The sequence below is a fragment of the Bacillus sp. FJAT-29814 genome, assembly GCF_001510715.1.
In the GTDB taxonomy this organism is placed as follows: domain Bacteria; phylum Bacillota; class Bacilli; order Bacillales; family Cytobacillaceae; genus Neobacillus.
This window is the reverse complement of record NZ_LMTJ01000002.1, coordinates 712,987-732,430: the sequence shown is the minus strand read 5'-3', so window position 1 is coordinate 732,430 and position 19,444 is coordinate 712,987. Positions and strand designations below refer to the sequence as shown.

Sequence of the window (19,444 nt, the reverse complement as noted above, 5' to 3'; positions counted from 1 at the left end):
CAGTATATTTTTAAAATTAAACCACCTGACCTACTACAAATATGGGATAATTTAAATGTCTGAATTCTACCAAATAAAAAAACGTGACGTAAGCGCAGGGGGAAATAGGGTATGGAGATATCAAACCATGTACAGAAAGTAGATTGGAAGTATAAACTGGATCATTTTATATCGGAGCATCCAAAACTGCTAGGTGCACTAATAGGCGTCAATGTTTGTGAGGATGAAACCGGCAATAATCTCTATCATCACAATGCGGGTACAAGGCTGCATCCGGCTTCCAATATGAAATTATTGACAGCCGCTGCTGCTTTGGACACGTTGGGGAAGGATTATGTGTTTACGACTGAAATATGGATCGATGGCGAAATCCTCAATCATGAACTACAAGGGAATCTGTACATCAAAGGAATGGGCGACCCGACGCTTCTCCCAAAAGATTTGGATCAATTTGCAGATCAAATATACAATCTCTATGGTATTCGGTCCATTTCTGGCGATGTGATTGCGGATGACGTGTGGTATGATGATGTACGCTTGTCACCGGATATGATGTGGGATGATGAACATTTCTATTACGGTGCGCAGGTGTCTGCCTTGACGCTTTCGCCAAATGCCGATTTTGATGCGGGGACTGTTATGATAGAAGTGAGGCCGGGAACAGCAGACGGTGAAGCAACCCATGTCTCTGTGTTTCCTGATACTGCTTATGTCCAAATTGAAAATCATGCGATTACAGTAGAAGAGGAAGCAGAGGAAACGGAATTGAAGGTCGTTCGCCGCCACGGGGATAATACAATTGTAATTAACGGAAAGCTGGCAGTGGGAACGGAACCAATCAAAGAATGGATTGCCGTTTGGGAGCCGACTAAGTACGTATTACAAGTATTTGCTGAAAAACTAACACAGGCTGGCATCAGAATAAACGGCAGGAAGGAAATCGGCTGCGTACCTGAACACGCAAGACGATTGATCCATCATACATCCATACCGCTTGCTGAGCTTCTCATCCCATTCATGAAACTAAGCAACAATGGCCATGCAGAAATATTAGTAAAAGAAATGGGGAAGCAGGTAAAAGGGGAAGGCAGCTGGGAGGCGGGAATGGACGTGTTGTTAACAGAGGTGGCTAAGTTCGGTGTCGATCCAGCTGCGGTTCTGCTCCGGGATGGATCAGGACTTTCGTCTGTGACTTTAATTCCACCGAATCAATTGACCAATCTATTATTCAACGTACAGTCTAAAGCATGGTTTGAATCCTTTTATCACAGTCTGCCCATCGGTGGTCAAATAGAACGAATGGTTGGAGGCACATTGAGGGAACGCCTTGCTGATTTAACTGTTCACGCTAAAACTGGAACGATTTTCGGGGTTAGCACGCTTTCGGGCTACATGCAAACAGAGTCAGGGAAGCGGTTGATTTTTTCAATCATGCTGAACAACTTATTAGACGAAGAAGAAGGACCTGAAATACAGGATCAGTTGATTGAATTGCTTGCTCAATGGTAGGTCCAATCAAAATGACGGATTGTCAAACCATCAGATAACTGGTGGTTTTTTATTTTTTTGTGGCAGCGGAATGTCATGAATTCTGAATCTACCCCATCGGGAAGTTATTTGAGTTGTGCCAGGCACTTTTTTAATAGATAACTACCGGTAGTTGTCGAGGGGTAGGAAGGAGTTTGGAAGGGATCTGTAGAAAGAAAAGTAAGAAATTCAATGAGTGAAGGGGATTTTGATGGACATATTGCCAATTAAGCAAAGAATCAAAAGAGCATTATTATCACTTCCGTATCGGGTTAAACTGGTTCTGATTTTCTCCCTTCTTATTTTGACCACCGCAACCCTTCTTGGAAGTATTACATATTATCAAGTGGCGAAGTCGAGCCGGGAACGTACGGAGGAATATCAAGTCCAATTGGCGGACCAAATCAATCGAAATTTAGACCGATATCTGAAGGAAATGCAAATCATTTCATTGTCTCCGCTCTATAATCAAGAAGTAATGGATATTCTAGAAAACCATCAAATCCCGAGTGATAAAACCATGTTTCCACCGGCAAATGAACGAATAACGTTATGGCGGTATATTTCTAGTTTAATACATATGAGAAATGAAATTAAAGGTATTCATATCATGGCTAATGATGGAACCATTTTTAGTAATTTAGATTCAAATACCGTCATGCTAAAAGTATTTGATCGTAATAGTGAATGGCTGAAGAAAATTAATAAAGCTGACGGAGAGTGGGTGCTTCTTCCCCTCCATCAACCCAATTATTATTTACGCAAAGATGTTACTGTTTTTTCCGTTGCCAGGCTGATTAGGGACCCGGAATCGTATAAACCTCTGGGAATTATAATAATTGATTTAAAGCAAGAGTTAATTCAGGATATTTTAAGCAGAACCAATTTAGCGAGTCGTATTTTTATTTTAAACAATGAAAATCAATTCATTTACCCAAAGGCAAAAGACGAAATGATCGGAGACTCCATTTTGACTGAGATTAACAGATTCAAAGAACATCAACATATGAACTTTTCAATTAATCATACTGACTATTTGGTTGTATATAACGAGTCATCCTATTCAGGTGTAAAAACCATTATGTTAACGCCAAGCGCCACGGTATTAAGTGAGGTAAACCATCTCCGTAAAGTGGTGATCGTTGTTGTCTTACTAGGGATTATCATTTCTATGCTGCTAGGATTTATGCTTTCCAAGCCTATGGTAGGGTCCATTTATAAATTAAGAAAAGCGATGGAAAATGTTGAAAAAGGGAATTTGTCTCAAAGGGTTTCTTTTCAAGGATATGATGAAATTGGACAGCTTGGAAAAGGCTTTAATCATATGATCAATGAAATTGACCGTCTGGTTTCAGAAGTATACGAGACAGGGCTGCGGGAGAAGGAAGCGGAGATTAAAGCACTGCAAAGTCAAATGAATCCTCATTTCCTTTACAACACATTAGAGACCATTAATATGCTTGCCGTCACAAAGGGAAATCTGGAGGTTTCCGATATGGTGTCTTCGCTCGGCAGATTACTGCGATACACCATTGATAATTCTTCTAAAATCGTAACCTTAAAGGAAGAATTGTCTTTTATTCAATCGTATATAGCCATACAGAAAGTTAGGATGGGGGAGAATCTTCAATATGAAGAAGAGATTGAGCCGGTCTTACATGATGTCCTTATTCCTAAACTGGTATTACAGCCGCTTGTTGAGAACGCCATTATCCATGGGCTATTTGGACAGGGAGGCCTCATCGTGATTAAAGCAGCCAGTAAGAATGAACTCCTCGAGATTGTCATTCATGATAACGGCAAGGGGGTTCCCATTGAAAGGTTGAAAGCGCTAAAGCAGACATTGGAGACAGGACAAACCAAGCCAAACCGAAATCATACCGGGATTGCTTTGCCAAATGTTCATGAAAGAATTCAACTGCTTTATGGAAAAGAGTACGGAATTGAGATAGCAAGCCAAGAACACAATGGATTTTCTATCTTGCTGAAAATACCGATCCAACGAAGGGGGGCCTATGAAAATGAAAGAAATATTAGTTGTTGAAGACGAGGCCATTATCAGGCAAGGTTTGAAAGTTTTACTTGAACAAGGCATGGGCGGTTTTCAAGTATTGGAGGCTAAAAGCGGGGAGGAAGGAATGGTCATGATTCACCGGCGAATTCCGCATTTAATTGTAACGGACATCCGTATGGGAGGGATGGATGGCCTTACCTTTATTTCGAAGGTAAGACAAATATCCAAAGATGTTCCGATTATTATATTAAGCGGTCATAGCGACTTTGAGTACGCGAGAACGGCCATGCGTTATGGAATAACGGATTATCTTTTAAAGCCAATAAACCGGATTGAACTGTCACAGGCCATTTCAAACATCTTTAAGGAAACCGAGGAAGAAAACCGGATCCCTGTTTCCCGAAAGTTTCAAGACATCCTGAAATTTATCGACGAAAATTTAAGCCGTGAAATTACATTAGGACATATTGCGGAGCATGTTTATTTAAATCCCCAGTATGTTGGTCAATTATTTAAGTCGGAATTAGGCACGAACTTTACGGAATACATAACGGAAGAACGTTTAAAAAGGGCCAAGAAATTGTTAAAAGATACGAATTTAAAAGTTTATGAGGTGGCACAGCTTTCGGGTTATAAAAGTCCGAAGCACTTTATGACGGTGTTTAAGCAAGAAACCGGAATGACACCAAAAGAGTTCCGTGAATTTTCCTAAAATGACGAAAATATGAGAATAACGAACTATTTCTCGTTTTGAGAGGATATTTTTTAGATTCCGCCTTTATTAAAATGAGATACAAAGGGAGGTTATGAGATGATAAAAAAGCTTGGGATCATTTTTTTAGTGATTCTTTTGGTAGCGGTTTCAGTGGCGTGTAATAAAGATGCCAATACAACTGCCCCGAAAGATAAAGGTTCAAAAGCAAAGGATGAACAGGTGGAATTGACTTTTATGATGTGGGGGAATGAAGCCCACCAAGAGGTCTATAACAAGTTAATCGCAAAATTCAATGAAACACATCCAAATATTAAGGTGAAAATGGAAAGTGTTCCATTCCCTGACTACCAGCAGAAAATTACCGTTTTGGCTGCCGGCAGGGAATTACCCGATGTAGGCTGGGTAGCTGAGCGGATGGTTCCGCAATTCATGGAAAATGGAATTTTAGATGATGTTTCTTCTTTTAAAGACGATAAGGAATACAATATGGACGACTTCTTCCCGTCCACCTTAGATTTGTTTAGAAAAGACAATAAATTGTATGGCATTCCGTTTTCAACACCACCAGAGGTTTTGTTCTATAACAAAGATTTATTCGTGAAGGCCGGGGAAAAAACTCCGAACGAACATGTTCAAGCAGGAACATGGAATTGGGAGCAATTTGAGAAATCCGCAAAAGCGATATCCGAAAAAGGCACATATGGTGCGAACTTCTTCCGTGACTGGAATACGTGGATTCCCTTATTATCACACACTTGGGGCTATGGTGGAGACTTATTTAATAAGGATCAAACAAAATTCACATGGAATAGCCCACAAGGTGTAGAAACACTAAAGATGCTTGATCGGATGATGTTTAAAGATGGCTCCCATCCAAAAGCAGGCGAGCAAGTAAGCTTTGAGTCAGGGAAAATTGGCATGTTCTTTGATGTATACAGTTATGTTTCCCGTGCCCGCGAAATAAAAGATTTTGCTTGGGATATCGCCCCGCTTCCTGAAGGGCCAAAAGGCAGATTCCCAATGTTGGGCCAGGCTGGATATGGATTATTTAAAGGCTCTAAACACACAGAGGAGGCAAAAGAACTGCTGAAGTTCTTTACAAGCCAAGAGGGAATTCAAGCGACATCCACTTTCTTCGTACCGCCGCGTGAGTCGGTCCTTAGCTCAGATGAATTTGTGAATCAGCCGAATAATCCGCCGGTGGAAAGCATTAAAAGAGCTGTTATTGATGAAATGGACAATGCCAGACTACAAGCTGGACATATCGAGTGGCAAAAAATTGATAATGCGATTCAATTTGGCTTTGATGAATTATTTGGCCAGCTGAAAAAGCCTGAAGAAATACTTAAAGGTATGGAAGATAAGATTGATCCATTATTGAAGAAATAAAATGAGATGCGGTTAACCCTAAAAAGGATTAACCGCATCCCTTTTACCAGGGGTGTTTACGTTGACTGCTTCCTTAACACAGATATTAGAGACAAAAAAGCTTACCTTAATGGCAAGTTTGCCGGAAAATCGATTGGATCTTGCAAGGGCAGCTATTCATGCCGGTGTTGATGTGATTAAATTGCACGTAAATGTCCATCATCGGGCATCAGGAAACAGCTTTACTTCTGTTCATGAATATGAAGAAGTTTTCCGCAGTATTAGAGCGGAATTCTCCGGACCGCTTGGGATTGTTCCGGGCGGCGCATTTGAAGATATAAAACAAAGTGAAATGGAACAGTTAATCCAACTTGGTTTTAATTTCTATTCCATCTATGCCCATCATAAGCCGAGCTGGTTAACACAGCTGGACGGGATGGAAAAGACATTTGCGATTACAAATGAATATCGTTTTAGTCAGTTGGGCAAGGTGAAGCATCTCGGAGTGTCAGCTCTCGAGGCTTCCATTGTTCCCGGGGAGGAATACGGCAGCCCATTGACCTTTAAAGATATCCTTTCCTATAATTCGCTTGTTCAAAACGTAGATGTACCTGTAATGGTTCCATCACAAAGAAAGATTGAGCCGACTGATATTCCCTTGCTTTATCGGGCTGGAGTAAAAGCGATCATGCTTGGAGCGATTGTCATTGGAAACACGGAAGAAAGTATTAAAGGAGCTATTTCTTCTTTTAGAGAAACCATTGATTCATTGTAAAGGAGGCAGCGAAGTTGGAAGTAAAAGTGAAAGCAGCAGAGGGCCTGCCTGTTCAAAAAGTGCGAAGTAAGTTTTTTGGAAGTGAAGCCTTTTTTGGCTATTTATTTGTAAGCCCAATGGTAATTGGCTTTGTGTTAGTCATGTTTATTCCTTTTATCTATTCCGTTTATATGAGTTTAACGGATTGGAAGCTGCTTGGAGATCCGAATTTTATTGGCAGCGAGAACTACCAGCGTTTAGTAAACGACCCTGACTTCTGGGAGGTTATGAAAAATACACTTCTATTTTCCGGGGGACTTGTTCCGATAAATATTATGATTGCCTTGCTGCTAGCGCTGCTGCTGCAGCGTCATTTGCCGGGAATTGGCTTTTTTAGAACAGCTATTTTTATTCCGGTTATGACCTCTATTGTGGTTTGGTCGATTATATGGAAATACATGTTTGGGACAGATGAAGGGTTTATTAACCAAATACTCGATGTTTTTGGCATTACTGGACCTGCCTGGCTATATAATCCAAAGCTTGCTATGGGTGCGGTTATTGTGGTAAGTGCTCTGAAAAATGTGGGTCTGAATATGGTACTATTCCTTGCGGCGCTGCAGCAGGTGGATAAAAACCTTTACGAAGCATCCTATTTGGACGGTGCAAACAAACTAAAACAATTTTGGCATGTTACCCTTCCGATGATTACACCAACTGTTTTTTTAACGTTAATTTTAACAGTGATTGGCTCGATGAAGGTGTTTGGACAGATTTATGTGATGACAGGCGGCGGCCCAGGGAATCACACGAAGGTCTTAGTTTATTATATTTGGGAAAATGCCTTCAAATTATTTGATTTTGGCTACGCCTCTGCGATTGCCATTGTGTTATTTGTCATCATTTTATTCTTTACACTAATTCAATGGGGTGTAAGAAAAAGGTGGGTTTTCCATGAACAATAATAGAAAAAATGGTGTGTTTACGAAAGTAGCCTTTTATGGAATATTATCCATCATTTCTTTGATTATGATTGTTCCATTTTTATGGATGATAAACACATCTTTTAAGGATTCTACGAAAATATTTTCCTTTCAATTCATTCCTGATCCATTTAGGTGGGAAAACTATTTACAAGTACTAAAAACGACCCCTTTCCACCTATTTTATTTTAATAGTTTCTATATTGCCGTCTTAGTCACAATTGGCACCATTTTCTTCGGCTCGCTGGCTGGCTATGCGTTCGCAAAATTGAAGTTTAAAGGCAGCAATTTGCTGTTTTTATGTTTATTAAGCACCATGATGATCCCTGTTGAGGTTATTACGATTCCACTTTTTCTCTTTATGAGGGATTTAGGATTGATTAATACCCATGTCCCATTAATCGCCATTCCTATTTTAGGACCGGCGGGAGTATTTGGGATTTTCGTGATGAGGCAATTTTTCTTATTGGTCCCTAAAGAATTAGAAGAGGCGGCAATGCTGGATGGCTGTTCTTATTTTCGAATCTACTGGAATATCATGCTACCACTGGCGAAGCCAGCCATTGCGACACTTACGATTTTCACCTTTTTAACTAGCTGGAATGAATTTTACGAGCCGCTCATTTATATCAATTCCAAAGAATTAATGACTTTGCCATTGGCTTTGGCATTATTTACGGATGAAGTAGGAACAAGATGGGAGTTATTGATGAGTGCGTCTGTAATGGCCACCGTTCCATTGTTAATTATCTTTTTCTTTGCACAAAAGCAATTTATCGAGGGTGTCACGATGACGGGTGGAAAATAATGTTTACAAAAAAAGGATGTGTCTAGTTTGAAGACTGAACTAACTTTTGATGTTGTGGTTGCGGGCGGCGGTCCAGCCGGCATCAATGCAGCGATCGCTTCAGGTAGGGCAGGTGCAAAAACACTTCTGATTGAAAGGTATGGCTTTTTGGGAGGAATGTCGACGGTTGCACTGGTTTATCCGTGGATGACTTTTCATACAAACTCCGGAAAACAAGTCATAAAAGGAATTGCTCAAGAGATTGTGGATCGCTTAATGGAAATAAGCGGGTCGCCCGGTCATTTGCGAGATACGGTTGGATTTACGTATTCGTTAACCCCTTATCATCCGGAAAAATATAAACTATTGGCATTGGAAATGCTCGAGGAAGCCGGAGTGGAAGTACTCGTTCATAGTTTTATAGATAAAGTGGAAGTGGAAGGGAATCAGATCACTTCACTAGGACTGGCAACAAAGTCCGGCCCCATCCGTGTTTTCGCCAAGAGGTTTGTAGATGCAACGGGAGATGCGGATATCGCCTATCTCTCCGGTGCCCCTTGTTTAAAAGGAAGAGAGGAAGATCACAAAACGCAGCCCATGACGATGAAGTTCCGTATGCGGGGTGTAAACCTTGAAAAAGTAAAAGAGGCCATGAAAGCAAATCCAAGTAATTTTTACAAAAAGACCCCAATTGATGAATTAGACCTCATCCCATTAACGGGTGTTCAGGGCTTTTATAAGGAATGGAGTGAATCCGGTGTCCCTATTAATCGGGACCAAGTTCTCTTTTTTGCAGGACCTGAGGAAGATGAGGTGCTCGTCAATTGCACCCGTGTGCAAGGCTTGGACGGCACAGATGTGTTTGACTTATCTGCCGGGGAAAGAGAAGGAAGAAAACAGGTTCTGATGATGGCAGAGTTCTTACAAAAGAAAATTCCCGGCTTTGAAAAGGCATCTATTTCTGCGGTTGGAACTCAAATAGGAATCCGAGAGACACGACGCATTGATGGCCAATATGTACTCGCCATTGAGGATGTTGTCGATGGCAGGAAATTTGAAGATACCATTGCTCTCAGCGGCTACCCAATTGATATACATGATCCAAGTGGTAAAGGCGTTCAAGCAAAAGACATCGAAGGAGATGGCAGCTATGGCATCCCCTACCGCTGCCTTGTGCCGAAGAAAATTGATAATTTATTAGTAGCGGGGAGGTGTATTTCAACCACTCACGAGGCATTGGCAACCACGAGATTAACTCCAAGTGCAATGGCTACGGGTCAAGCCGCCGGAGCTGCCGCAGCACTTTCCATTACTGATCATGTTTCACCCAAAGATCTAAACATCACCAAGCTAAGGGAACATTTAGCTGATAATGGGGTAGTTCTTTAATTGTGTCACAAATTAGGTAATCAAGGAGGAAAACTGTGAAACATTGGAGAAGAGTTTTTTCATTAGGTCTTGCTGTACTTTTGCTGTTTAGCTCTATGGGTATGGTTGATGCCGCAGGGAAGGAAAAATCGCTGGCGAAGATTTTAATGGTTCCATTAGATGACCGGCCGGCAAATACTTATTTTCCACAGCAAGTTGGAAAGGCGGCAGGGATGGAGGTAATTATCCCGCCAAAAGAAATGATCGGCCGTTTCACTGAACCAGGTAATGGGGAAGAAATTAGCAATTGGATCCTGAAAAACGCCGATCAGGCAGATGGTTTTGTTATTTCCACAAGTATGCTGGCTTATGGAGGTTTAGTGGCTTCGCGTACAGGTGTTAAATCATTAGAAGATTCTCTTCGTGATATTCAAGTCATTAAAAAGCTGAAAGAATTATTTCCGAATAAGCCTGTATATGTTTACGATAACATTCAAAGACTAGCGGTTACTGCCATTAATGATGAATATCTAAAATATTATTCGCTTATTAGTGAATGGGCCGTTTTGTACGATAAGGTCGTAAATTTGGGTATGGATGGTAAAGAGAGACTGGAACAACTTGAGGCGCTTATCCCTGTCTCTGTTTTAGAAGATTACAAGAAAGCAAGAGCAAGAAATCACACGGTGAATCAGTTAATGATTGACTGGGTTCAGGAAGGCTATATTGACTACTTAATTCTATCTCAGGACGATGCGGCCCCTTATGGAGTTCATCGTGCAGAGAGGGAAATATTAAAAGCTAAGGTGAATGAGCTTCAAGTTCAGGACAAAGTCTCCGTTTTTCCTGGCGCTGATGAAGTGGATGTGGTGTTAGTATCGCGATTCGTGAACCATTTCTTCCATTCTTCACCGAAGTTCTTTGTAGAATATGGCGGGATTCAAGGCCATGATTGGATTGCACCATTTGAAGACACTACGTTTGATTACAATGTGCAAAAGCATATTATATCAGCCGGTGGTACGTTGGTTGGGAATGAGGATCAGGCGGATATTCATCTCTTGCTAAATACCCCTTCGTCCAGCAGTTCATCCAGAACAAAAGATATTGACGGACTGGTTAATCGAACAAAAGAGCTACTTGCTAAGGGTAAACAGGTGGCCATTGGAGATGTTTTAATTGTTAATAAGGCCGAAGAAGAATTGGTGATGAAGCTTGCGCGGAGCGTAGATCTTACAAAACTTCTTTCTTATAGCGGCTGGAATACAGCCGGAAATGCACTTGGCATTACGGTAGGCCATGCAGCATCAAGGTATGCCTTTATAGTTCAAACATCAGGATTTAGAGTTCCGTTGTACGAACAAACGGCGAAGGCCCATTATGAATTTTTACTTCATCGGTTTGCCAAAGACCAGGGATATAAGAATGTGGTCCACCCGGCAGCCAGAGCGTATGTTCAACAGCTTGGCGCAGGAGAATTTGATCTTGGGGCTCATTATGACCAAGTAAACCGTTTTGTGCAGGAAAAACTGACAGAGCAAACTGAATACTGGTATCAGTATTTTGATGGTAAACAGGTGTATATTGGATCAAGAGGAAATAAAGACTTTTATAAAACCATTTCGTCCCTGGAAAGTGTTCACGTGAAACTGCCATGGCCGCGAATTTTTGAAGCGGAACTTGAGCCGACAATTACGTTAAAGTAGTTTTATCACGGTGTCACTGTCCTAAATATGTCGAAGAGAAGTGTTGGTAGCACTTCTCTTTTTTTTATGTGCAGTCACGCCGCAATAGCTTAATCTAACGAATCACTGAATGAACAGCTGATAGATGTAAATACATTCACTTATGTTTATATTTTCTTCTCATCTGTAATTTGCTTTATGGACATTATCACAGGTACTGGTTCTTCATGCTCATTAATAAGTTCCCCGCATTTTTCGCACCAAATAAGGGTATCATTTAAATCGTACCCTACATAACCATGCTTGCATTCTTGAATATCCCAGATTGTTTCCCATTTCACTTCAAACGTAGAGTCACATTTCAAACAATGAAACTCAACACTTCCGAAATCCTCCTGAGCGATGGGCTTAGATTTTTTCTTTTTCCCCATAAATAAGACTCCCAAAATTTAATTTCTATGTTACCTATTATACAGCAAATCTGTATTTCTACTTTTAGAATTCTGGGTGAGCACGCTTTCGGGCTACATGCAAACAGAGTCAGGGAAGCGGTTGATTTTTTCAATTATGCTGAACAACTTATTAGATGAAGAAGAAGGACCTGAAATACAGGATCAGTTGATTGAAATGCTTGCTCAAATGTAGGTCAAACAAAATTGGCGGTAAGTCAAACCATCAGATAACTGGTGGTTTTTATTTGCTTCTTGTTGACAAAATATAGAAATAAAGTTTATTATTTTACCAACGACTGATTAGTCAGTCGTTAATAAAATTGGAGGAAAACTATGCCTTTATCTAAAGAACAAAAAATTGAAATATTGAGGAAGCGGGAGAATATCATGCAAGTCGCTTCTATTCTTTTTGCCAATAATGGATTTGACAATGTTTCCATTGCAACAATTGCAAAGGAATGTAATATGGGATACGGGAATGTTTTTAATTATTTTAAAACGAAAAATGACCTTTTTTATTCCATCATAGTGGAACCATTAGAGATCTTTAAAAAAGAGTTGCTTGCGTTCTCAGACAACCCTGATAATCCTTTAAATGAGATAGAAAAGATGGTCGAATCACACATCCATTTTTATTCGACTCAGGATATTTATTTAAGACTCATTCAACAAGTAATCGGTCAGCATAATAGGTTCGATCAGGAGTTTAGAATTCTTGATGAATTTCATAGTGATTTCAAACAAAAGTTAAAGAAATTAATCTTGAAGGGTCAAGAAAAAGGAAAATTAATAAATCTTAACCCGGATATAGTGGCTGTCACGTACACTAGTTTATTGATGGGTCTTAGACTAAACCTAACAGATCCTCCTAATCACCCTATTTGGAATGAGTTGATTAAAAATACAGTTCTAGTATTTGGGCCAATTGAAAGGGGTATGGACTAAGGATATGATTTTTAATAAATTTCCAAGTAACATAAAGGTCCGATTGGTTCTGCAGTTTTTTATTATATTTTCCACTATGACCGTCCAACCCTTTTTAATCATCTATTTTTCTAAACATTTGGGTACCACTGCAACGGGATTTCTAGTAATGATGGTCATAAGTGTAAGTATAATAGGTGCACTCATCGGAGGATTTCTATCCGACAGATTAGGTAGGAAGAAGATTATTATTTATTCGGAGTTTGTGATCTTTTTAGGATATTGTTCACTGGCCCTTTTTAATTCTTCTTGGATGGATTCAATATACATTTCGTTTTGTATCATATTGGGAATTAAATTTTTTGAATCGGCTATTATTCCTGTATACCAGGCGTTAATTATCGACTCTAGTGAAGAAAAAGATAGAAAAGAGATTTACTCATGTATTTATTGGATGAATAATATTGCTATCGGTCTTGGCAGCCTCATTGGCGGAATCCTTTTTTGGAAATACAAATTTTATTTATTCCTTTCCATAGGGATCATATTTTTGATTTCGTGTATAGTGATCCATTTGAAAATCAATGAAACAATAACTTCTTATAACAGTTCTTCTAAAAATAAAATAACTATGCACTTACTGTTAAAAGATAGTGTAATGACATTCAAAACCATTCTTTATGATAGAAAATTTATTTTCTTTACCATTGGTACTTTTCTTCTTGTATCTATTGAAGAGCAACTTGGTGGATATATAAGTATCTATCTCGAAGAGAAGTTTCATCCTTTAACTCTACATTTTTTTTCATTAAATTTCCCCATCAATGGATTTAATGTAGTGGGCATTCTCAGAGCAGAAAATACATTTTTTGCTGTATTTTTATCTCTATTGTTTTCAAAATTTATGGGGAATCTCAATATTAATAAATTTATAAAACTCGGTGCCATATGCTTTTTCGGGGGCTTCTCCGTATTAAGCTATTCCACAAATTTACTACTTCTTATTGATTTTATGTTTGTTGCTACTTTTGGTGAGGTGTTGTTTAAGCTCGCACAACAAGTTTATTTATCAAGTTCTATTCCCAGTGATTCAAGAAGTTCTTATTTAGCCGTTTTTTCTTTTACAAGTGTAGCAGCAAATCTGACAGTGGCCTTAGTCCTTCTACTTACAGATTATGTATCAACCATGATCATTACTGTTGGGTTTATTTTTGTGGGGATGTTAAGCATCTTTTTTAACCACCATGCATTAAATTCTCGCAAAATGAAAAAGGTGACAATTCCATTACAAAATTACATTAATAACTAAATAAATTGACTAACCTACTAACCAGAGGTAGTGTTGTTAAGTGATATTGAATTTGGTATATTATACCAAAATATGGAGGGTGAATGATGTTAGATACTCAATCTATTAAGCAAATTATAAGGCACAGGTTTCCATTTCTATTAGTGGACAGGATTTTAGAACTAGAAGAAGGAAAAAGAGCTGTAGGTCTTAAAAATGTAACTGTAAATGAACCATATTTTAACGGACATTTTTCAGAATATCCAATTATGCCAGGGGTATTAATAATTGAAGCATTAGCTCAAGTAAGTGCAGTTGTCATGCTAACGAAAGAGGAGAATAAAGGACGTTTAGGGCTCTTAGCGGGTATAGACAACTGCCGTTTTAAAAAACAAGTAAAACCGGGTGACCAACTCTTACTTGAAGTTGAAATAACCAGATTAAAAGGTCCAATTGGAAAGGGAAAGGGGATCGCCACTGTTGATGGAGTGTTAGTTTGTGAAACAGAACTCATTTTTGCTTTTGGTAGTTGATTTAGCTCTCAGAAATAAAATAATATGAAGGAGAAAAAATGGAAAATATATCATTGAGACGTTTGGAAAAAAAGCATATTGCAGCTTTAAAGTCCTTCCATCTTCCAGAAGAGCAAAAAAAATTTACTGCTTTACCGAATGATATTTTAGTAGATACCGAAGGGAGACATCCTATAGTCATTGTAAATGGGGAAAAACCTGTTGGTTTCTTTTTACTTCACACTTCCACTCGAGTGAAGGATTACTCAGCTAATCCTCATGCGTTGTTATTAACGGCTTTGTCAATCAACCATTTAGAACAGGGGAAAGGTTTCGCTAAAAAAGCGATGCAATTGTTAAATGGTTTTGTAAAATCTGAATTCCCTTCTTATAATGAACTAGTACTTGCAGTGAATCATAAAAACATTCCAGCCCAAGAACTATATCGAAAGGTTGGGTTTTATGATACCGGGGAAAGAAAAATGGGCCCAATTGGGGAACAGTATATTTTGAAAATGAAAGTTTAGATCGGGGATCATTCATGAGAGAATGATGAAGGTGATTGCATGATACATACTTACTTGGGAGAGACCATCCGTTTTGAGGTCAAGTACAAAAATCGAACATCGATGGGCATCACGATCGATAGTTATGGGAATCTGGAAGTTCAGGCCCCAAAAGGGACACCTGAGAAACGGATTCATCAGCTATTAGAGGGAAACTGGGACCTTATTCAGCAAAAATTGAAAGAAATGAAGGATAGGCTACAAGGGCCACAGAAAAAAGTTTATGAATATAATGAGCGTTTTCTTTATTTAGGCAACGCTTATCCCATCCAAATCCTTGAAGATGAACATATAAATCAAGACCATGTAGTGTTTAAAGAAGAAAGGTTGCACATATTTGTTAAGCAGCGTGACGATGAAAAAACCAAACAAGCATTAAAACGATTTTATTACCAGCAGTGCAAGGCTTTGGTCGAGAAGAGCATAGCTAACTATCAAGGCAACTTCAAACCAAAACCACGTTCTATTCGTATCACAGATAGCAAAACTACATGGGGAACCTGTGACTCAAAGCAGCAGTTGACATTTAATTGGCGGCTGGCAATGGCACCACTAGAGGTTATCGACTATGTCGTCATTCACGAAATGTGTCATATGGTACATCTTAACCACGACCGCTCCTTCTGGCGTCTTGTTGGAAAAATAATGCCTGATTATAAGGAACAAGAGGCATGGTTGACTAGATCAGGTTGGAAAATGACGGTTTAGAAGGACAATAACCAACTTTACTATAAATCCTCTCTAGATTAACCTTGCTATTGGGTAGCAAGGTTTCTTTTTTTAAAATTAATTGATCTCCAGACGTTAATTTTGTCTTTAGGATACCAGCTTTTGTAAATTTAATATAAAAAAATAAATTTGCGTGAACCGTTTCAATCTGTAGACCATCTAATAGATAGAAAAACAAGGAGGTGGGACATTTGGCTAGGGAACTAGATATAAAAAAAGCCCAAAAAGGGGATAAGAAAGCTTTTGTGGTGATTGTGAAAGATGTAGAAGACACACTTTACAAGGTGGCCAAGTCAATCCTGCATAACGATGACGACTGTGCAGATGCGCTTCAAGAAGCCATATTAAAAGCATACAGTTCCATTCATAACGTAAGGGACGTTCGTATTTTCAAAACCTGGATGGTTAGGATTGTGATGAACTGCTGCTACGATATTTTGCGGAAAAATAAGAAGGTAGTACCGATGCAAGAATGGATGGAGCAAGGAACCCCTGATGATCGTTCGGATTTTGAGTTGACAGAAGCTCTTAAATCATTAGAAGAGGATTTACGCGTTCCGGTAACGCTCTATTACCTAAAGGATTGGAGTGTTCGTGAAATTGCCCAAGCATTGGATATTCCTGATGGAACAGTGAAATCACGCCTCAGCCGGGCTCGTACGAAACTATCAGAATATCTTAATCCAAAAACTGAGAGGAGTGTATCTAATGGTAGAAATTAATGATCAAAAATTAGCAGAGTTATTGAAACAAATGGAGGGCGAAATGCCAAGTCAGGTACGCACACGGATTGATGATACCCTCGCTAGCCTACCGGAGAGAAAGAAGAAAATGAAGAAGTCAACGATGATTGCCAGTGGGATTGTAGCTAGTGTGGCTATTCTTTTGGGCGCTGGTTTTACAAACAACACCATGGCCCAGGTACTGCAAAGTATTCCGTTTGTAGGTTCGGTGTTTACCCATTCCAAAGATAGTACTTTAAAAACAACCGTTGAAAAAGGGCTTTCGCAAACGATCAATAAGAGCGCTACTGATAAAGGAATCACAGTGACTGTTAATGAGGTGATCTTTGATGGAACTCGGGTTTCCATTGGATATGTAGTCCAATCACAACAGGACCTTGATGACAACGTTAATCCATCGATTGGCTTCAAGATAGATGGAAAGCAACCTGGGAATTATGGTGTAGGGGGTAACAGTGAACGATACGATGACCAAACGATTCTTGGTGTCATGCACCTAGATTCATCTACACAACTACCGGATAAATTTGAACTCGACGTGAATTTCAATAAGCTTGGTGACACGGAAGGAAATTGGAATATTCATTTTCCAGTGGAAGAAATAACTTCAGAGAACAAGGTAATCCTTCCAATGGAAAAGAAAGAAAGCGGTGATATCTCCTTAATCGTCGAGAAGGTCACTTTTGCTCCGACATCAACGGAAGTGGTCTATAAGCTAAAGCAGCCAGCTGAGCGGGAGATGGAGCTGAGTTTTGAGCTATATGGAAGCGACGGGAAAGCGTTGGAACCACTATCCATGTTTAAGGAAAATGGAACAGTTAAGATCTCGTATGAACCGTTTAAGACGATTCCAAAAGAGATTACGTTCCGCCCCCAATTACGACATGATCAGGAAATCGATGAGAAGTTAAGTAAATTAGAAATGAACCTACAACTGAACCTCTCGGCTTTAAAAAGCCGAGGTTCTTAAACAACTAACTTCTGCTAGTTTCGCGGGATTTTCCTCCCACGGGACTAGCTACTCCTTAACTGTGTCAGAACATTTACGAAGAATCATCCTTCACTAAGGATGTTTGCATAACGCGCCTTCGCTTGTTTTTTGAGTTGGAAGATGGTCAATCTCCCGACTTTTTTTCTACACAACTTTAATTCCGCTGTTCATAATCTTCTTTTTACTAGCTATTGTTTGTTCAATAAACTCATCATGTTTTACTATAAAGGCATTGAATTCAAAACTACACAATGCAAAATCAGGCTGGTCCAAAGTGACATTACTACATTTTAATAAAAAGCTACTATACAAGTCTCTTTGAACCTGTGTTCCGTCTGAGAGGATATGCCAACGCTGAGAGAGTTGCTTTTTGACTGGCGTTTGAGTGGTGTGGTCGTACTGACTGGCCTTAAATTTCTTTGTATTCACTAATAAAAAGGTGCCACCTAATTGATTGACTTTGGTTCTATAGATGGAGATAAACATGGAAGGGGCTTTATTTGCGAGTGATTTTCCAAATCGTTTCTTTCGTTTATACTGACCTTTTTCATTTTTCTCCGTATCTTTTTTTCGCTTTTGCAGTGCTTTAAAATTCATTTCTTCACCGATAAAGATATCACCCAAATGAATTAATTGATTCGTAAGCGTTTGATGAGCGAGCTTTCGTTTTATCGCTGTTTTTCGGTGTAATTCTTTTGCTTTGGCTTTTAACTTTCTATACCTTTTTGAATCAATCCATTTCTTTTTGCCTTTTTTAACAGTGCCATTCTTATGATAGTTTTCTGAATTGGATTTTCGTCTGGAACGATCCATCTTCCGTTGAATTTTGTTTAATTTACAATCGATATTTTCTACGTTCTCCGCTAAATTGATGAGTGCCACCTTATCATTACTTGCTACACCTACCGTTTGCGTTCCAAAATCATTGCCAACTGTCCCTTTGCCTAATTGATGGCGAAATTTGCCATCTTTTTTTCGTTTTGGAACGGGTCTGCCTTCTACAATCATTTGCAGGTAAAATCGTTCACGACCACGAATGACCTTTTTGATAATGCGGTTATATTTAATGCGGTAGGTACTTTGAAAATGCTTTTGATAATATTCCTTCGTTATTTCTTCGTTTATAAAGGATAATTGTAGTTTCGTATTTTCTTGAACGGCCTCATTTTGGTCTAATGGGGTTTCAAAAAATGATCGAATAGAAGATATTGTTTCCTCCATGTACAAATCGTTCTTTTTAATCGGTATGAATTGAAAATAGTAATCCCCGTAGCGCAATTTTAGTTCGCCATTTTCATATTTAACTACAACACTAGCCTGATTACTTTTCCCTTCGATGGAATGGTTTTCTCCATTTTTCAAGAAATGAAGGTGTTTGGATTTCTTATTCAAATATTTGTCAAACGAAATCCAGGCACGATCCGCTGCTTTTTGGACGGCTACGGAATCTAATCGATTATGAAAATAAGAGCGAACGATTTTGGCATTCTTTTCAAATTGACTCTTGGTTAAACTATATTCTTTACTTATATTCCGCAACGCTGTTATGGTTTCTTTCCGTTTTTCTTGTAATGACTTATTTTTCGGTTCGGTTTCAAGTTCCTTGTTTACTTGTATAAGGTGGCCATAAAGAGTTTGATGTGATAGTGAACGAATCATTCTTTCATAGCGTTTTTTTGCCATGGAGAGGACGGTATTCTGAATTTTTCTAGCATCCTCCAGCAAAGCGTTGATGAATTTCCGATCTCTTGGAGAAATGATAAGTTCCCTTTCCACAATAAATGAAGGTGAAGTGGGCAGATTAATGGGTTTCTTATTTTGATTTGACATAGTCCCTATCGCCTTCTTTCCGTTCATTTAATCTATGTTTATTATACCGAATAAGAACATATATTCCTACTAATAACACTTAAAATTTTTCAGAAAAACAAGCAGCATTCTTAGCCATTTGTAATAGGGTGCGTTCTGCTAAGCGATCGTAAAATAGTCTCTAACAATACCTACTGAAAAAGAGTCGTCCTTTTGCGGCTCTTTTTCA

19 protein-coding genes are annotated in these 19,444 nt (G+C 39.1%); 17 read left to right on the top strand and 2 right to left on the bottom strand.

The features are described 5' to 3' along the window. The first annotated feature begins 111 nt into the window (after window positions 1–111). The 9 genes from dacB to AR334_RS07570 all read left to right on the top strand — a co-directional run bounded on the left by dacB (window position 112) and on the right by AR334_RS07570 (window position 11,222). The gene (gene dacB / locus AR334_RS07610) at window positions 112–1,509 is read left to right on the top strand and encodes a D-alanyl-D-alanine carboxypeptidase/D-alanyl-D-alanine-endopeptidase (protein WP_066307543.1); all 1,398 of its coding nucleotides are present in this window, start codon (window positions 112–114) and stop codon (window positions 1,507–1,509) included. A gap of 229 nt (window positions 1,510–1,738) precedes the next feature. After that, the gene (locus AR334_RS07605) at window positions 1,739–3,571 is read left to right on the top strand and encodes a sensor histidine kinase (RefSeq protein WP_066307541.1); all 1,833 of its coding nucleotides are present in this window, start codon (window positions 1,739–1,741) and stop codon (window positions 3,569–3,571) included. After that, the gene (locus AR334_RS07600; RefSeq protein WP_066307736.1) at window positions 3,549–4,253 is read left to right on the top strand and encodes a response regulator; all 705 of its coding nucleotides are present in this window, start codon (window positions 3,549–3,551) and stop codon (window positions 4,251–4,253) included. Before AR334_RS07605 ends, AR334_RS07600 begins: the two co-directional genes overlap by 23 nt. A 99-nt stretch (window positions 4,254–4,352) precedes the next feature. Next, window positions 4,353–5,645 carry a sugar ABC transporter substrate-binding protein gene (locus AR334_RS07595; protein ID WP_156431201.1) on the top strand — a complete coding sequence of 431 codons (1,293 nt, stop codon included), beginning with the start codon at window positions 4,353–4,355 and terminating at the stop codon, window positions 5,643–5,645. A 61-nt stretch (window positions 5,646–5,706) separates the two neighbouring features. Then, window positions 5,707–6,399, top strand: a complete 693-nt coding sequence (locus tag AR334_RS07590; protein WP_253701202.1) for a hypothetical protein — start codon at window positions 5,707–5,709, stop codon at window positions 6,397–6,399. Between the two features lie 116 nt (window positions 6,400–6,515). Then, entirely contained in the window at window positions 6,516–7,343 is an 828-nt protein-coding gene (locus tag AR334_RS07585) for a carbohydrate ABC transporter permease (protein ID WP_082692842.1), read from the top strand. After that, window positions 7,333–8,169 carry a carbohydrate ABC transporter permease gene (locus AR334_RS07580; protein WP_082692824.1) on the top strand — a complete coding sequence of 279 codons (837 nt, stop codon included), beginning with the start codon at window positions 7,333–7,335 and terminating at the stop codon, window positions 8,167–8,169. The genes AR334_RS07585 and AR334_RS07580 overlap by 11 nt, the downstream gene beginning before the upstream one ends. A gap of 27 nt (window positions 8,170–8,196) precedes the next feature. Further along, a complete protein-coding gene (locus AR334_RS07575; RefSeq protein WP_066307535.1) occupies window positions 8,197–9,537 on the top strand; it encodes an FAD-dependent oxidoreductase in 1,341 nt (446 codons plus the stop codon). A 35-nt stretch (window positions 9,538–9,572) separates the two neighbouring features. Next, the gene (locus tag AR334_RS07570; protein WP_066307533.1) at window positions 9,573–11,222 is read left to right on the top strand and encodes a DUF4127 family protein; all 1,650 of its coding nucleotides are present in this window, start codon (window positions 9,573–9,575) and stop codon (window positions 11,220–11,222) included. Window positions 11,223–11,368: 146 nt separating this feature from the next. Here the strand turns inward: AR334_RS07570 and AR334_RS07565 are convergent, their stop codons facing one another. Then, window positions 11,369–11,632, bottom strand: coding sequence for a hypothetical protein (locus tag AR334_RS07565; protein WP_066307531.1), 264 nt, complete (start codon window positions 11,630–11,632; stop codon window positions 11,369–11,371). 76 nt (window positions 11,633–11,708) lie between these two features. On the opposite strand from AR334_RS07565, the gene AR334_RS30585 reads away from it, so the two are divergent. The 8 genes from AR334_RS30585 (at window position 11,709) to AR334_RS07530 (ending at window position 17,385) form a co-directional block, all read left to right on the top strand. After that, a complete protein-coding gene (locus AR334_RS30585; RefSeq protein WP_301337152.1) occupies window positions 11,709–11,846 on the top strand; it encodes a D-alanyl-D-alanine carboxypeptidase in 138 nt (45 codons plus the stop codon). Between the two features lie 140 nt (window positions 11,847–11,986). Next, window positions 11,987–12,598: a TetR/AcrR family transcriptional regulator gene (locus tag AR334_RS07560; protein WP_066307529.1), complete on the top strand. Its 612-nt coding sequence runs from the start codon at window positions 11,987–11,989 to the stop codon at window positions 12,596–12,598. A 4-nt stretch (window positions 12,599–12,602) separates the two neighbouring features. Then, window positions 12,603–13,886, top strand: a complete 1,284-nt coding sequence (locus AR334_RS07555; protein WP_066307527.1) for an MFS transporter — start codon at window positions 12,603–12,605, stop codon at window positions 13,884–13,886. A gap of 86 nt (window positions 13,887–13,972) precedes the next feature. Further along, window positions 13,973–14,398 (top strand): 3-hydroxyacyl-ACP dehydratase FabZ, encoded by a 426-nt coding sequence (fabZ, locus tag AR334_RS07550; protein WP_066307526.1) that lies wholly within the window; start codon window positions 13,973–13,975, stop codon window positions 14,396–14,398. Window positions 14,399–14,436: 38 nt separating this feature from the next. Next, window positions 14,437–14,904 (top strand): GNAT family N-acetyltransferase, encoded by a 468-nt coding sequence (locus AR334_RS07545; protein ID WP_066307524.1) that lies wholly within the window; start codon window positions 14,437–14,439, stop codon window positions 14,902–14,904. 39 nt (window positions 14,905–14,943) lie between these two features. Beyond that, window positions 14,944–15,651, top strand: coding sequence for a M48 family metallopeptidase (locus AR334_RS07540; RefSeq protein WP_066307523.1), 708 nt, complete (start codon window positions 14,944–14,946; stop codon window positions 15,649–15,651). A gap of 212 nt (window positions 15,652–15,863) precedes the next feature. Further along, the gene (locus AR334_RS07535) at window positions 15,864–16,394 is read left to right on the top strand and encodes an RNA polymerase sigma factor (RefSeq protein ID WP_082692823.1); all 531 of its coding nucleotides are present in this window, start codon (window positions 15,864–15,866) and stop codon (window positions 16,392–16,394) included. Further along, window positions 16,381–17,385, top strand: coding sequence for a DUF4179 domain-containing protein (locus AR334_RS07530; RefSeq protein WP_066307520.1), 1,005 nt, complete (start codon window positions 16,381–16,383; stop codon window positions 17,383–17,385). The genes AR334_RS07535 and AR334_RS07530 overlap by 14 nt, the downstream gene beginning before the upstream one ends. A 165-nt stretch (window positions 17,386–17,550) precedes the next feature. Here the strand turns inward: AR334_RS07530 and AR334_RS07525 are convergent, their stop codons facing one another. Further along, window positions 17,551–19,236 carry a hypothetical protein gene (locus AR334_RS07525; RefSeq protein WP_066307516.1) on the bottom strand — a complete coding sequence of 562 codons (1,686 nt, stop codon included), beginning with the start codon at window positions 19,234–19,236 and terminating at the stop codon, window positions 17,551–17,553. Between the last annotated feature and the right edge of the window lie 208 nt (window positions 19,237–19,444).

Bases quoted from the DNA above. Each gene is read 5' to 3' on its own strand.
- dacB (WP_066307543.1), top strand. From the start codon at position 112: ATGGAGATATCAAACCATGTACAGAAAGTAGATTGGAAGTATAAACTG.
- AR334_RS07605 (WP_066307541.1), top strand. From the start codon at position 1,739: ATGGACATATTGCCAATTAAGCAAAGAATCAAAAGAGCATTATTATCA.
- AR334_RS07600 (WP_066307736.1), top strand. From the start codon at position 3,549: ATGAAAGAAATATTAGTTGTTGAAGACGAGGCCATTATCAGGCAAGGT.
- AR334_RS07595 (WP_156431201.1), top strand. From the start codon at position 4,353: ATGATAAAAAAGCTTGGGATCATTTTTTTAGTGATTCTTTTGGTAGCG.
- AR334_RS07585 (WP_082692842.1), top strand. From the start codon at position 6,516: ATGGTAATTGGCTTTGTGTTAGTCATGTTTATTCCTTTTATCTATTCC.
- AR334_RS07580 (WP_082692824.1), top strand. From the start codon at position 7,333: ATGAACAATAATAGAAAAAATGGTGTGTTTACGAAAGTAGCCTTTTAT.
- AR334_RS07565 (WP_066307531.1), bottom strand. From the start codon at position 11,632: ATGGGGAAAAAGAAAAAATCTAAGCCCATCGCTCAGGAGGATTTCGGA.
- AR334_RS07560 (WP_066307529.1), top strand. From the start codon at position 11,987: ATGCCTTTATCTAAAGAACAAAAAATTGAAATATTGAGGAAGCGGGAG.
- AR334_RS07555 (WP_066307527.1), top strand. From the start codon at position 12,603: ATGATTTTTAATAAATTTCCAAGTAACATAAAGGTCCGATTGGTTCTG.
- fabZ (WP_066307526.1), top strand. From the start codon at position 13,973: ATGTTAGATACTCAATCTATTAAGCAAATTATAAGGCACAGGTTTCCA.
- AR334_RS07545 (WP_066307524.1), top strand. From the start codon at position 14,437: ATGGAAAATATATCATTGAGACGTTTGGAAAAAAAGCATATTGCAGCT.
- AR334_RS07540 (WP_066307523.1), top strand. From the start codon at position 14,944: ATGATACATACTTACTTGGGAGAGACCATCCGTTTTGAGGTCAAGTAC.
- AR334_RS07530 (WP_066307520.1), top strand. From the start codon at position 16,381: ATGGTAGAAATTAATGATCAAAAATTAGCAGAGTTATTGAAACAAATG.
- AR334_RS07525 (WP_066307516.1), bottom strand. From the start codon at position 19,236: ATGTCAAATCAAAATAAGAAACCCATTAATCTGCCCACTTCACCTTCA.